The 13,771-nt window shown below is 33.5% G+C and carries 11 protein-coding genes and 1 tRNA gene; 9 read left to right on the top strand and 3 right to left on the bottom strand.

What is annotated here, in order from left to right; all coding sequences use genetic code 11:
- Positions 1 to 163: 163 nt before the first annotated feature.
- Positions 164 to 239: transfer RNA gene (locus tag GIY83_RS17825), tRNA-Phe, on the bottom strand.
- Between the two features lie 104 nt (positions 240 to 343).
- Between GIY83_RS17825 and GIY83_RS17820 the strand changes: the two genes are divergently transcribed.
- The 7 genes from GIY83_RS17820 (at position 344) to GIY83_RS17790 (ending at position 7,275) form a co-directional block, all read left to right on the top strand.
- Complete coding sequence (locus GIY83_RS17820) at positions 344 to 1,075, top strand: type III pantothenate kinase (protein ID WP_194615864.1); 732 nt, start codon at positions 344 to 346, stop codon at positions 1,073 to 1,075.
- Positions 1,072 to 2,301 (top strand): hypothetical protein, encoded by a 1,230-nt coding sequence (locus tag GIY83_RS17815; protein ID WP_208682698.1) that lies wholly within the window; start codon positions 1,072 to 1,074, stop codon positions 2,299 to 2,301. Before GIY83_RS17820 ends, GIY83_RS17815 begins: the two co-directional genes overlap by 4 nt.
- A gap of 50 nt (positions 2,302 to 2,351) precedes the next feature.
- Positions 2,352 to 2,909, top strand: a complete 558-nt coding sequence (lptC, locus tag GIY83_RS17810) for an LPS export ABC transporter periplasmic protein LptC (RefSeq protein ID WP_194615866.1) — start codon at positions 2,352 to 2,354, stop codon at positions 2,907 to 2,909.
- A 2-nt stretch (positions 2,910 to 2,911) separates the two neighbouring features.
- Complete coding sequence (locus tag GIY83_RS17805) at positions 2,912 to 3,106, top strand: hypothetical protein (RefSeq protein ID WP_194615867.1); 195 nt, start codon at positions 2,912 to 2,914, stop codon at positions 3,104 to 3,106.
- Positions 3,107 to 3,109: 3 nt separating this feature from the next.
- Positions 3,110 to 4,372, top strand: coding sequence for a hemolysin family protein (locus GIY83_RS17800; protein ID WP_194615868.1), 1,263 nt, complete (start codon positions 3,110 to 3,112; stop codon positions 4,370 to 4,372).
- A 108-nt stretch (positions 4,373 to 4,480) separates the two neighbouring features.
- Positions 4,481 to 6,580 (top strand): peptidylprolyl isomerase, encoded by a 2,100-nt coding sequence (locus GIY83_RS17795; RefSeq protein WP_194615869.1) that lies wholly within the window; start codon positions 4,481 to 4,483, stop codon positions 6,578 to 6,580.
- A 278-nt stretch (positions 6,581 to 6,858) separates the two neighbouring features.
- Entirely contained in the window at positions 6,859 to 7,275 is a 417-nt protein-coding gene (locus GIY83_RS17790) for a hypothetical protein (protein WP_229029127.1), read from the top strand.
- A gap of 66 nt (positions 7,276 to 7,341) precedes the next feature.
- Here the strand turns inward: GIY83_RS17790 and GIY83_RS17785 are convergent, their stop codons facing one another.
- The gene (locus tag GIY83_RS17785; protein WP_194615871.1) at positions 7,342 to 8,262 is read right to left on the bottom strand and encodes a GYDIA family GHMP kinase; all 921 of its coding nucleotides are present in this window, start codon (positions 8,260 to 8,262) and stop codon (positions 7,342 to 7,344) included.
- A 95-nt stretch (positions 8,263 to 8,357) separates the two neighbouring features.
- Positions 8,358 to 9,680, bottom strand: coding sequence for a hydroxymethylglutaryl-CoA reductase, degradative (locus tag GIY83_RS17780; protein WP_194615872.1), 1,323 nt, complete (start codon positions 9,678 to 9,680; stop codon positions 8,358 to 8,360).
- A gap of 183 nt (positions 9,681 to 9,863) precedes the next feature.
- Here GIY83_RS17780 and GIY83_RS17775 point away from each other — a divergent pair, with 183 nt between their 5' ends.
- Both GIY83_RS17775 and GIY83_RS17770 read left to right on the top strand, forming a co-directional pair.
- Entirely contained in the window at positions 9,864 to 12,035 is a 2,172-nt protein-coding gene (locus GIY83_RS17775; RefSeq protein WP_208682697.1) for a S9 family peptidase, read from the top strand.
- Between the two features lie 36 nt (positions 12,036 to 12,071).
- Positions 12,072 to 13,748, top strand: a complete 1,677-nt coding sequence (locus GIY83_RS17770; RefSeq protein ID WP_208682696.1) for a peptide MFS transporter — start codon at positions 12,072 to 12,074, stop codon at positions 13,746 to 13,748.
- Positions 13,749 to 13,771: the final 23 nt, after the last annotated feature.

The raw sequence follows: 13,771 nt of genomic DNA, 5'->3' as shown, positions 1-13,771 counted from the left end.
CGCAAAGCTTTTTATCGTAAAGCTTTGCGAACTTTGCGTTTTCTCAGCATAACGTCAGGTGAAAATCTTAGCGCACTTTGGGTAAAAACTTTGGAATTTTAAAAATTTTGGAATTTGCCAGAAAGCTATAAAACAAAAAACCCGAATATTGCTATTCGGGTTTTGGTGGTACCTCCAGGGATCGAACCAGGGACACATGGATTTTCAGTCCATTGCTCTACCATCTGAGCTAAGGTACCGTCTTGTGCTCAATGCGGGTGCAAAGATAGAATCATTTTTCGTTTATCCAAAACATTTTTTTAAAAAAATCAATTCGTATCTTCGCAATGGTAAAGAAATAAATATGATTTTAACAATTGATGTTGGTAATACTCGAATTAAAGCTGCTGTTTTTGAGGAGAGTACTGTTCTTGAAAATTTTGTTTTTGAGAAAAATGAGCTTGAAGAAAAAATTAAAAAAATTTTAAAAAAATTTTCAAACTGCTCCGATTTGGTCGTTGCATCGGTCGGAAAAATAGAAAAAGAATCTTTTTTGGCTTTCGAAAAGGATTTGAATGTTCATTTTTTCACCCATGAAGATGCTTTTCCTTTTATAAATAAATATGCTACTCCAAAAACTTTAGGAATCGACAGGATGATTTTGGCTTCGGGAGCTACTTTGCAGTTTCCTAAACAAAACAGGTTGGTGATCGATGCGGGAACTTGCATTACCTACGATTTTATCGACGAAAATGATAATTATTTAGGCGGAGCAATTTCTCCAGGCTTAAGATTGCGTTATGAGGCATTACATAACTACACGGCCAAGTTGCCTTTACTGACTTTTGAAACGCCTGAAAACTACATAGGAAACTCAACAAAACAGGCCATTCACTCCGGAGTTGCAAATGGGTTCGTCTATGAGATTGATGGTTTTATCGATGAATATCGGGCAAACTTTTCAAATTTTATAATAATTTTAACGGGAGGTGATGCAGTTTTTTTGGCTAAACGATTAAAAAATACCATATTTGCCAATTCAAATTTCCTTTTAGAAAGTTTGAATCAAACATTTCAATATAAAAATCGACAATGATTAAAAAAATTATAGTAAGCGCTTGTTTGCTTATCTCGTTCGTTTCATTTGCTCAACAGGGTGCGTCTCCTTATTCTTTCTTCGGAATTGGTGATGTTAGATTTAAAGGAACTCTTGAAAATAGGTCTATGGCAGGGGTTTCGGTAGAGCAGGATAGTATCCATTTGAATATTGAAAATCCGGCAAGTTATGCCAGTTTGAGACAAACTACTTTTACAGTAGGGGGAACTTTTGGAAGCGCAAAATTAAAAACGACAGAAGAATCTGCAAAATCTCAAAGATCTACTTTTGATTATTTGGCATTAGGTATCCCAATGGGAAAATTTGGGGCGGCTTTTGGTTTGGTTCCTGTAACTTCTGTTGACTATAGAATCTTAAATGACCAGACAGCAATACCAGACGGAACAAGTTCACAGCTTCAGGGAAAAGGTGGTGTGAATAAAGTTTTCCTTGGTTTAGGGTATAAAATTACACCTAAGTGGAATATTGGAGGTGATGTGCAATATAATTTTGGTAAAATCACGACTACAACTATAGAGCTTGCTACAGGAGTTCAAAATGGCACAAGAGAAACTAATGCTTCTGAATTGTCAGGTGTTAGTTTTAATATTGGTACCATGTATCAAACAAAAATCAATAAAAAATTAAGTGTATTTACCAGCTTAGCTTATACTTTTGCAAGTACTCTAAATTCTAATAGTACCAGGGTTATTGCGGTAGACGGCGATCCTGATCCTTATGAGGTTCCTTCGCAAGAAAATGAATTAAAACTACCAAATAAAATTACAATTGGTGCCGGTATTGGGCAGGCAAGAAAATGGTTAGTAGGTACTACACTTGCTTTTCAGGGTAACGGAGAATTGGCTAATTATTATAATGCTGCTCCTAACGTACGTTACGAAAAGTATCAAAAATATGCAGTGGGTGGATATTTTATTCCTAACTATGCTTCTTTTACCAGTTATTTAAGCAGAATTACTTATAGAGCCGGTTTGAAATATGAGAAATTAGGTCTAATTGTTAATAACGAGTCAATTAATGATCTCGGGATGTCTTTAGGAGCAGGAATCCCAATTGGTGGCGGAACTTTTTCAAACGTAAACGTTGGAATTGAATATGGTAAAAGAGGAACAACCTCTGCAGCTTTAGTTCAGGAGAATTATTTCAACTTTAGTTTGAGTTTTTCTTTCAATGACAGATGGTTCGTTAAAAGTAAATTCAATTAAGCATAAAAATTGTGTTTTTATAAGCTCATACAATTTACTACATTTGGCAAATGAATTTACCAAAAAGATATATTATAGCAGTTGTCACAGTTTTTACTGTGACACTGTTTTTTGGATGCGAAAGTAATTTTAAAGAAGTTCAAAAAATTAACTTCTCAGAGTTTGTTCCCGGGAGTGATGCAGATACTGTAAATATAAAATATACAGATTCCGGACTTATAACAGGTGTTTTGAAAAGCCCTAAGATGTTAGATTACTCTAATCTGGATTTTCCATTTACAGAATTCCCAAAAGGAATTGATGTTACTTTATATGATAAAAAACAAAAGCGTACTTTTATAGTATCAAATTATGCAGTTTCATATAAACTAACCGGTATAATAGATTTGCAGGGAAAGGTTAAGATTACTTCAGAAACCGGTCAGATGCTTGAAACTGAGCAGTTGTATTTTGACCAGAAAAACGAATGGTTTTATACCGAAAGAAAATTTAAGCTTACAGATGCTAAAGGTATTTCTTACGGTCAGGGAATCGATTTTAGTAAAGACTTTAAAGTGATTAATTCGCAGCGTGTTAGCGGTGAATTTGAATCAGACGAAAAATTATAATTATGGGCATTTTAAAATACACGCAATATCTTTATTTATTAATTGCAGCTGCTTTCATTTATGATGGAGTTACGAAGCTATATTCGCCTGGTGAAAATCCATGGTTGAGCTTTATAATCGCAGGTGTAAGTGTTTTTATGTTTTTCTTCAGGAGAAAATATGCAAAGAAATTTGATGATCATTATAAAAAACAGTAAAAAATGGAAATTAGTATTATAATACTATGTTTAATACTATCAGCCTTTTTTTCAGGAATGGAAATCGCTTTTATTTCTTCGAATAAAATTTATCTTGAAATCGAAAAAAAACAAGATAATTTTTTGTCCCAAATCCTAACCAAACTTACAGAGAATCCCTCAAAATTTATCGCTGCAATGCTTATTGGTAACAATGTAGCGTTGGTTGTGTATGGTTTTTTTATGGGAGATTTAATTCTAAAATGTATCGGCAATTTAGGATTTCATTTTTCTAATTTCACCAGTTTATTGGTTCAGACGATAATTTCGACTTTTGTTGTTTTGATAACGGCAGAATTTTTCCCAAAGGTGTTTTTTCAAATCTATGCCAATTCATTAATTAAGATTTTTGCAATTCCTGCCTATCTGTTTTACAGATTGTTTTATTATATCTCTACTTTTTTTATCTGGATTTCGGATTTTGTATTGCGAAAATTTTTCAAAACAGAAGGCGATCAGGTTCAGTTGTATTTTAGTAAAATTGAGCTTGGAAATTACATCACAGAGCAAATGAATTCTGTCGAAGATGATGAAGAAGTCGATTCTGAAATTCAGATTTTTCAGAACGCATTAGAGTTTTCAGGCGTAAAAGCGCGTGATATTATGACGCCCCGTACAGAAATAGTCGATATAGATTTATTTGACAGTATCGAGGATCTTAAAGCCTTATTTATAGAGACAGGATATTCTAAAATTGTCGTCAGTCAAAACTCTCTTGATGACATTGTGGGTTATGTGCATTCATTTGATTTGTTTAAAAAACCAAAAACAATAAAATCAGTTTTAATGACTGTTGAATTTGTGCCGGAAACGATTTTGATCAAAGACGCTTTGAATGCGTTGATTAAAAAACGAAAAAACGTAGCGGTTGTTTTGGATGAATATGGCGGAACTTCCGGGATAATAACGATAGAAGATATAGTCGAAGAACTTTTTGGAGAGATTGAAGACGAACATGATTCAGAGGAAGAAGAACTGATCGAAAAGGAGCTGGGCGACGGTAAGTATTTGTTCTCGACAAGGTTAGATGTCGAATATCTTAATGAAACCTATAAGTTGAATATTCCTGAAGAAGATTCTTACGGAACATTAGGTGGCTTTATTGTTAATTCGACAAAAGAAATCCCCCAAAAAGGCGAAGAAATAGTGATTGACAGCTATCATTTTGTGATTGAAGAAGCTACAAATAAGAAAATTGAATTGGTTAAATTGACAATAAAAGAGTGATTTTTTTAATTAATGAAAAAAATTGTGTAAAATAAAACGCTAGTTGTATTGTTATTAACTAGATAATTGTATTTTCGCAAACTGAATATAAAATTAACGATAATAAAAATGGCAGTTTTAGCAAAAATTAGACAGCGTTCCGCTTTATTGATAGGAGTTATTGCACTTGCATTATTTGCATTTATAATACAAGATCTATTCACTAGAGGAAGTTTCGGTCAAAGTTCAAAAGATGTAGGAAGCATCGATGGAAAAGATATTTCATTTGAAGACTTTAGAGTTAAAGTTAGTAATGTTGAAAAAAGTGGACAAGGGATTACTTCCACTGAAGCTGCAAACAGAGTTTGGGATCAAGAAGTTTCAATCGCATTATTATCTTCTCAGTTTGATAAATTAGGATTAAGAGTAGGTGAGAAACACTTACTTGAAGTTTTAAAATCAGATCCAAACATTGGTAAAAATCCAATGTTCCTAAATGCTGCTGGTGCTTTTGATGTAGCGAAATTTAAAGAATACTTTAAAGCTAATCCTGAAGCGGCACAATTTATTTCTGAAAAAGAAAAAGATGCTGAATTAAACGCAAAATTCCAAATCTACAGCACATTAGTAAAAGCAGGTCTTTATACTACAGTTAGCGAAGGAAAATTGAAATATGAAATGGAAGCTAACAAAGTAAACTTTGCTTATGCTGCTGCATTATATTCTTCAATTAAAGATAGCGAGGTGAAAATTTCTGATTCAGAAATTGTAGATTATATGAAGAAAAACGAGAAAAAATTCAAAGCGGATGCAACTCGTGAAATTCAATATGTTTTAGTAGAAGACAAAGCTTCAAAAGAAGACGAAGCTGAAATCAAATCTAAAATCACTGCTTTATTAAACGGAAGAGTAGAATATAACGCAAAAACTGGTAAAAACGATACTTTACCAGGTTTTAGAAATGCAACAAACATTGCTGAATTTGTAAATTCAAATTCTGATGTTCCTTATGACTCTACTTATGTTCCTAAAAATGCTTTACCAGCTGTTGATGCTGATAAATTATTCAGTTTGCCTGCAGGAGCAATTTACGGACCATACATTTACGGAAGATACTATGCTATTTCTAAATCTTTAGGATTTAAAGCTGGTGTAAATGCAAAAGCAAGTCATATCTTAATTGGTTATGAAGGATCTCAGACTCCAAACCAAAAAGAAAAAAGAACTAAAGAAGAAGCTAAAGCTAAAGCAGAAGAAATTTTAGCTCAGGTTCAGGCAAATCCAGATAGTTTCATGATGTTGGCTTTTACAAGTTCTGATGATTCATCTGCACAACAAGGTGGTGATTTAGGTTATTTTGGTCCAAACCAAATGGTAAAACCATTCAATGATTTTGTATTCAATAACGGAATTGGAAAAGTTGGTTTAGTAGAAACTCCTTTTGGATTTCACATTATCAAAATTACTGATAAACAAGACGGAATTCGTTTAGCTACAATTGCTCAAAAAATCGAGCCTTCTGAAGCTACTTCTGATAAAGTATTTACATTAGCAACTAAATTCGAAATGGATGCTGCTAAGAAAGATTTTAATGCTACAGCAAAAGAGTTAGGTTTGAAAGTAGCTCCTCCTGTAACAGCAAAAGCTATGGATGAAGCGTTTGGTCCTTTAGGAAACCAACGTAACATCATCAGATGGGCTTATGACAAAGAAACTAGTGTTGGAGATGTAAAACGTTTTGAGATCGCTAATATCGGACACGTAATTGCTCAATACAAAAGCGAAAACAAATCAGGTTTAGTATCTGTAACAGTAGCAAGACCATACGTTGAGTCGATCTTGAAAAACAAGAAAAAAGCTGAAATGTTAAAAGCTAAAATGACAGGTTCTACTATCGAAGCTGTAGCTAAAAGCGCTGGTGTAGCGGTTCAACAAGCAACTAATGTTACTATGGATAATCCGGTTTTGCCTGGTGGAGTTGGACAAGAGCCTAAAGTTGTTGGTAATGCATTTGCATTAACAGCAAACAAAATTTCTGCTCCAATCGAAGGAAATACAGGAGTATATGTGGTAAAAAACATTAGTACTATAAAAGCACCTGCTGCTGCAAATCACGCAGAATATGTAGCAAAAGTAAAAGCGCAAAGTGCATCAGATGCAAGCAGAATTTTACCTGCATTGAAAGCTAACGCTAAAATTGAAGATAACAGATTACAATTTAATTACTAGTCTTTAGTAAATAAAGGTTTTGAATATAAAACCCGAAACGTTCTTATGAATGTTTCGGGTTTTTCTTTTATATTGAATAAAATTTTTGTAATAATTATGACTCCGTTTTTCTTAAGTTATATAGGAATAATAGAAATGTAAGTGAAAAGTTTGTGATATTCAAAATATTACAGTTAATTTGTTCCGATTTTTATGTTAACAAATTTTTGTTAATCTAAAGGTTGTTAAATAAAATTACAAAAGAATAATGATCAAGTACTTTAATAATCAAGCATTTAATGTTTATGTTTAATTTGTTGAAAAGAAGGCCCAGAGTCTATTCTAAAATTGAAAATCATATTTTTGGAATAATTACAGAGCTTTTAAAACTTAGCAGTACTGATATCAATAGTGATGAGTTGGGAGGTAAGTATTATTTGAGTAATGAAGAGCAGCATTTTAAAGTTACCATTATGAGTAACGATTATGTGATCAGGCTTACCAATACTCGTGATTCTGTTGCTGAAAAATATGAAAAAGCTTTTGTTGAAGATGTTTTGAAAGCCGTGAAGGAGGAGAAACATCGCAGGATGGAAGTTGTTTATGATTCTATTAATAACAGTATCGAGAAAATGGCAGAACGTTTGCACAATACATTGATAGAATCAAACGAACTGGAAACTCAAAAAGTTAGACATCTGGAGAAGACATCGTAAAAATAAAAAAAAAGTAAACGAATAGTTTACTTTTTTGCTTTTATATCGGTTGCAGATAAATATTTTTTATTGCTGTAATATCATTTCATCATAAGTAAGAATCGTTTCGTATCCTTTTGAAACAAAATAATCTTTTGGATCCTCTTTTGCAATTGCCATTACAAAATCACCTCCCCAGGCTCCAAGACTTTTAACAACGCCGCTAAAATCCGGAAAAGCAACTTCTTTGATAGTGCGTATTTCGAGAATATCACTCATATGAATTTCGTGCTTTTCTACTGCAAGGGCAAATTCTTTTACGGTTTTTGCATTTAAGATAGTATCGGTGATTTTATTATTGTCGATGATATTATGCGTTAAATGTTGGTTCTTATTATTGTAATACGCATTAATTGCCGCTTTGCTATTTTGTTTTTTATTAAGGTAAACAAAATAAATGTTTTGGGTAAAATCAGGATCAAAGTGTACCGTTTCTACTATAGGCAAATTCTGTTCCAGGCGATACACAATAGGAGTGTCGTTTTGCGCGCAGGCAATATCATAACCGCTTCCGCCAAAACTGTTTTTTAAGAGTGTAAAAGCATCAATATTGGTCCATTGGGCAATATTGTTTAATAAAGTAGAAGAAGTACCCAGTCCCCATTTTTTAGGAAATGTAAGTTGTGTGCTAATTTTGTATCCTTCCGAATTATGTATGAAATCAGGATTTAAAAGATAAGCTTCATGTAAAATCTGAATCAAAGTCGTTTTTACAGTTTCAGTTTTTGCATCGACAGGATGTGTAATTTCAGAAAAAGAAATCGTGTCCTGATACCAGATGTTTTCGTCAAAATCATAGCTTTCCCATTGAATTTCATGGTTGGAACCGTTTTCTACAATTAAATTTTGTCCAAATTTTGTGGGTAATGCAAAAGCTCTGGCGCCATCTAAAACTAAATATTCGCCTGTTATTAAGAGTTTTCCGTTACTGTAATAGGTTTTTTTCATGCTTCAATTTTAAAATAAATTCCAATATTTGAAATTCCAAATTCCAATTATTGTTGGGATTTGGAATTTATTTGTAGGCTGTAATTTTTGGAATTTTATTTATTTTGTTTTCTTATGTTTTTAATAAATTCAACAACCGCGCTATGTGAAACAGCATTTTTTTTAAAGTGAGATTTAATTAAACGACGTTCTTCTTCGGTAGCTTCAAATTGGTTGATGATGTTGTTTAAGTGCATTTTCATGTGGCCTTCCTGAATTCCGGTTGTAGTTAGTGAGCGCAATGCGGCAAAGTTTTGTGCCAAACCTGCTACGGCAACAATTTGCATTAATTCTTTTGCTGATGGTTTTTCGAGTATATCAAAACATAGTTTAACCAGGGGATGTAAAGAAGTTAATCCCCCAACAGTTCCTAGTGCTAAAGGGATTTCAAGCCAGAAAGTAAAAATTCCGTTCTCGATTTTAGCATGAGATAAACTGGCGTACTGACCATTTTTTGACGCGTATGCATGAACTCCGGCTTCAACAGCTCTAAAGTCATTTCCGGTCGCAAGAATTACCGCATCGACTCCGTTCATGATCCCTTTATTATGGGTTACAGCTCTAAAAGGTTCGACTTCGGCAATTTGCACCGCTTGTAAAAATCGCTCCGCAAATTCTTGTGGATTGGGTATGTGTTTCTCTGTTAAATCCTCAATAGGGCAGGAGACTTCGGCTCTAACGATACAATTAGGAACATAATTGGATAAAATACTCATGACCACTTTTAGTGTTTCCTCTTCTGAAAATAAATCAGAATGCTGAAATTCCTCTTTTAAAGTCGTGGCAAATTGTTCCAGACAAGAGTTAATGAAATTAGCTCCCATACTGTCTTTTGTTTCAAAAGTAGCGTGAAGCTGAAAGTAATTCTCTAATAAACTTCTTTTGTCTTTTAATTTTATATCTAAAATTCCTCCACCACGTTGCTGCATATTTTTGGTAATGCTTTGAGTGTCAGAGAAAAATTTTGGTTTGATCTGATCAAAGAAAGAATGTAGTTTTTCTGCATCTCCATTGAAAGTAAAATGAACCTGACCAATTTTTTCGGTATCAATTACAGTGGCTTTAAAACCTCCGCGGGTCGACCAGTATTTTGCTGCTTTTGAGGCCGCTGCAACCACTGAACTCTCCTCAATTGCCATCGGAATGGTTTTGTATTGTCCGTTGATTAAAAAATTAGGAGCAACTCCAAGTGGAATATAGAGGTTTGTAAGGGTGTTTTCGATGAATTCGTCATGTAACTGCTGCAGCTTCTCGTCTGAATTCCAGTAATTTCTTATAATATTTAGTGCTTCTTCAGGGCTTGAAAAATAGGTATTGGCGATCCAGTTTATTTTTTCTTTTTTGGATAATTTAGAAAATCCGGCAACAGCGTTGTTCATTCTCAGTATTTTAAATAATAATGTTGCGGCAAAGATACCATTTTAAGAGTTTTGTTTGCAATGTATTTGAAATTTGAAAAGTACGCAAACGTTATTTTTTTTAACATTTAACAGTTGAAATGTGTATTATGTTCATTTTTTTTACTAAAATTGGGCTCTTTTTTATATTTAAAATAATTCTCAATGAATACGAGTAAAATTACTGTAATACTTTTATTTTTAGTGGCTACTGTTTTTGGTCAACAAAAAATTACTGTCGAAGATATTTATAGCGGAGCATTTCGTGCAAAAGGAATGGATGAGTTGCAATCGCTAAAGAATACAGACCAATACACGGTTTTAAATGTAGATCAGGCGAGTAGAAGTATGCAGATTGATTTGTATGACTTTGCTACCCTAAAAAAAGTGTCAAACTTAATTGATACAAAAAATCATAAGGATCTTGCCGATGGAATTGACAGCTATACTTTTGATGCTTCTGAAAAAAAGATTCTAATTGCCTGTAATTCCAATAAAATCTTTCGTCATTCTTTTACAGCAGATTATTTTTTATATGATATAACAACAAATTCACTTACAAAGCTTTTTGATTTTCAGGTTCAGGAACCAACTTTTTCGCCTGACGGAACTAAAATTGCTTATGCAAAAGAAAATAACCTATATGTATACGATGTAGCTTCAAAAAAATCTACAGCTGTTACAACTGACGGAAGGAAAAATGCCATCATTAATGGTATTACGGATTGGGTTTACGAAGAAGAATTTGCTTTTGTCCGGGCTTTTGACTGGAGTAAAGACAGTAAAAAACTAGCTTACATTCGTTTTGATGAAAGCCAGGTTCCGGAATTTTCGATGTCGATGTTTCATAAAGATTTATACCCAACTATCGAAACGTTCAAATATCCTAAAGCAGGAGAGAAAAACTCAGTAGTTTCATTACATATATATGATGCTGCCGGAAATAGCACTAAAAAAGTAGCATTAGATAATTATAATGACTTTTATATTGCAAGGTTGCAATGGACAAATGATAACAACGTATTATCGGCTCAGGTTTTAAACCGCCACCAGGATAATCTTGATTTGTTGTTTGTTGACGGAACTACAGCTACTGCAAAAGTGGTGCTGAATGAAAAAGACAAAGCGTATGTAGATGTTACAGATAATTTGACTTTCTTAAAAGATAATAGCTTCATCTGGACAAGCGAAAAAGACGGTTTTAATCATATCTATTTGTATGATAAAACGGGAAAACTTAAAAATCAGGTTACAAAAGGAAACTGGGAAGTAGTATCTTACTATGGTTTCGACGAAAAAAACAAAACTATTTTCTACCAATCTACAGAAAATGGTTCTATTAACAGAGATATCTACAGAATTGGTTTAGACGGAAAAAGTAAAGTACGTTTAACTTCTAAAGTCGGAACAAGTGTAGCCACTTTTAGTCCTAACTTCCAATTTTTTATCAATACTTTCTCAAGTGCATCTCAACCTACGACTTATACTTTAAATGAGTCTAAAACAGGAAAAGAGATTCAGGTTATCGAAAACAATGAGGCGCTTGCGGCTAAATTGAAAAGCTATAATTTACCAACAAAAGAATTTTTTGTTTTAAAAACGGCTAAAGGAAACGAATTGAATGCCTGGATTTTGAAACCAAAAGATTTTGATCCTTCAAAAAAATATCCTGTTTTCATGTACCAGTATTCTGGTCCGGGATCTCAGCAGGTAAATAACGATTGGAATAATTCTGATGATTATTGGTTTGCCTCTCTGACACAGCAAGGTTATATCGTAGCTTGTATTGACGGAAGAGGAACTGGTTTTAAAGGTGCTGATTTCAAAAAAGTTACTCAAAAAGAATTAGGGAAATACGAAGTTCAGGATCAGATTGATGCTGCAAAAGTAATTGGAGCTTATCCTTATGTTGATGCTTCAAGAATTGGAATTTTCGGATGGAGTTATGGTGGATTTATGGCTTCGAACTGTATTTTTCAGGGCAATGACGTGTTTAAAATGGCGATTGCAGTTGCTCCGGTAACCAACTGGCGTTTTTATGATTCTGTTTACACAGAAAGATACATGCAGACTCCACAGGAAAATGCTAGCGGATACGATCAGAACTCTCCAATAAACCACGTTAGTAAATTAAAAGGTAAGTTTTTATTGATTCACGGATCAGGTGATGACAACGTTCATGTGCAGAACTCTATGCAGATGATGGAAGCATTGATTCAAGCTAATAAACAATTTGATTCTCAGATATATCCGGATAAAAACCACGGTATTTATGGCGGTGCAACGAGAATTCAGCTTTATAATAAAATGACTAACTTTATCAAAGAAAATTTATAATCTAAAACTTTAAACCTTAATCAAATAATAAATAATATGGGAGAAACTCAAGTAAAAACTGCGCATCCAAAAGGACTTTGGGTATTGTTTGGAACGGAGATGTGGGAGCGATTCAACTTTTATGGAATGCGGGCTTTATTAACTTTATTTCTTGTGAATTCATTATTGATGAAGGAAGAAGAAGCATCTTTGATTTATGGAGGTTTCCTTGGACTTTGTTATTTAACGCCAATGTTGGGAGGTTTTGTAGCCGATCGTTTTTTAGGTAACAGAAACTGTATTTTATTAGGCGGATTGTTAATGGCAATTGGACAAATGTTATTGTTTACCAGTGGTAGTGTTTTCGAATCTAATTTAGATTTGGCAAAAATTATCATGTATTCTGCATTAGGAGTTATTGTTTTTGGTAACGGATTTTTCAAACCAAACATTTCAAGTATGGTGGGAAGTTTGTATCCTAAACAGGAAAAAACAAAATTAGATAGTGCTTTTACTATTTTCTATATGGGGATCAACATCGGAGCTTTTTTAGGTCAGTCTATTTGTCCTTTATTAGGAGATGTAAAAGATGCTGGCGGAATTAGAGATATCCATGCTTTTAGATGGGGATTCATGGCGGCTTCTGTAGCAATGTTATTAGGTACATTACTTTTTTACTTTTTGAAAAATAAATATGTGGTTTCTCCTGAAGGAAAACCATTAGGAGGTTTGCCTTCTAAAAATGATGCTTCTGATTTTGAAGAAGGAGAAGCGCAAAAAGCTAATTTTTCTAACAAAGCTTTGGCTATTGCCGGAATTGCATTTGTAGCTTTAGGATTCTTTTTTCATTATGGAGTAGGTCAGAACTTAATCTATACATTAATCTACTCAAGTGGTTTATCATTGGCCGGATTAATTATCTCTGATACTTCTTTAACTAAAATCGAAAGAGACAGAATTATTGTAATTTATATCGTTTCGTTCTTTATTATTTTCTTTTGGGCGGCTTTTGAACAAGCAGGTTCATCATTAACTTTTATTGCAGATAACCAAACTGATAGAAATTTCTTTGGATGGCAAATGCCTCCTTCGATGGTTCAGATTTTCAACGGACTATTCGTGGTGATTTTAGCAGTACCTTTCAGTATACTTTGGGATACTTTAAGAGCTAAAGACAGAGAGCCAATCTCTCCGGTAAAATTAGCCGTAGGTTTAGTGGTAATTTCTATTAGTTTCTTCATGATTGCTACTCAGGTTTCTTATATCGGAACTTCAGGGTTGTTATTAGTAAAATGGCTTATCTTATTGTATTTCTTAAATACATGTGCTGAGTTATGTTTATCTCCAATTGGTTTATCATTGGTAGGTAAATTATCTCCAAAACGTTTTTCTTCTTTATTATACGGTGTATTCTTCTTGTCAAATGCTTCAGGTTATGCTTTAGGAGGAACTTTAGGTTCTATCTTGCCTGCAACAGGAGATAAATTTGCAAAAGCAAAAGAATTAGGAATCGATCTTCAGGCAGTTTTAGACAATAAAATCACGCCAACTCCAGAGCAGATAGCTTTATTAGATCAGCATCAGATTAGTGCTCACAATCACTTTTTTGCAGGATTCGAAATCCACAATTTATATGAATTTTTTATGGTATTTGTTGTTTTAACCGGTATCGCGGCAATTATATTATTTGCTTTGACTCCATTCTTGAAAAAGATGATGCACGGTGTTCGATAAATAATACTAATAATATATCAAAA

The sequence above is a fragment of the Flavobacterium sp. SLB02 genome (assembly GCF_009664855.1).
Classification (GTDB): Bacteria; Bacteroidota; Bacteroidia; order Flavobacteriales; family Flavobacteriaceae; genus Flavobacterium.
This window is presented reverse-complemented; position numbering and strand designations above follow the sequence as displayed.

Bases quoted from the DNA above. Each gene is read 5' to 3' on its own strand.
- GIY83_RS17790 (WP_229029127.1), top strand. From the start codon at position 6,859: ATGTTTATGTTTAATTTGTTGAAAAGAAGGCCCAGAGTCTATTCTAAA.
- GIY83_RS17775 (WP_208682697.1), top strand. From the start codon at position 9,864: ATGAATACGAGTAAAATTACTGTAATACTTTTATTTTTAGTGGCTACT.
- lptC (WP_194615866.1), top strand. From the start codon at position 2,352: ATGAATTTACCAAAAAGATATATTATAGCAGTTGTCACAGTTTTTACT.
- GIY83_RS17815 (WP_208682698.1), top strand. From the start codon at position 1,072: ATGATTAAAAAAATTATAGTAAGCGCTTGTTTGCTTATCTCGTTCGTT.
- GIY83_RS17805 (WP_194615867.1), top strand. From the start codon at position 2,912: ATGGGCATTTTAAAATACACGCAATATCTTTATTTATTAATTGCAGCT.
- GIY83_RS17780 (WP_194615872.1), bottom strand. From the start codon at position 9,680: ATGAACAACGCTGTTGCCGGATTTTCTAAATTATCCAAAAAAGAAAAA.
- GIY83_RS17800 (WP_194615868.1), top strand. From the start codon at position 3,110: ATGGAAATTAGTATTATAATACTATGTTTAATACTATCAGCCTTTTTT.
- GIY83_RS17770 (WP_208682696.1), top strand. From the start codon at position 12,072: ATGGGAGAAACTCAAGTAAAAACTGCGCATCCAAAAGGACTTTGGGTA.
- GIY83_RS17820 (WP_194615864.1), top strand. From the start codon at position 344: ATGATTTTAACAATTGATGTTGGTAATACTCGAATTAAAGCTGCTGTT.
- GIY83_RS17785 (WP_194615871.1), bottom strand. From the start codon at position 8,262: ATGAAAAAAACCTATTACAGTAACGGAAAACTCTTAATAACAGGCGAA.
- GIY83_RS17795 (WP_194615869.1), top strand. From the start codon at position 4,481: ATGGCAGTTTTAGCAAAAATTAGACAGCGTTCCGCTTTATTGATAGGA.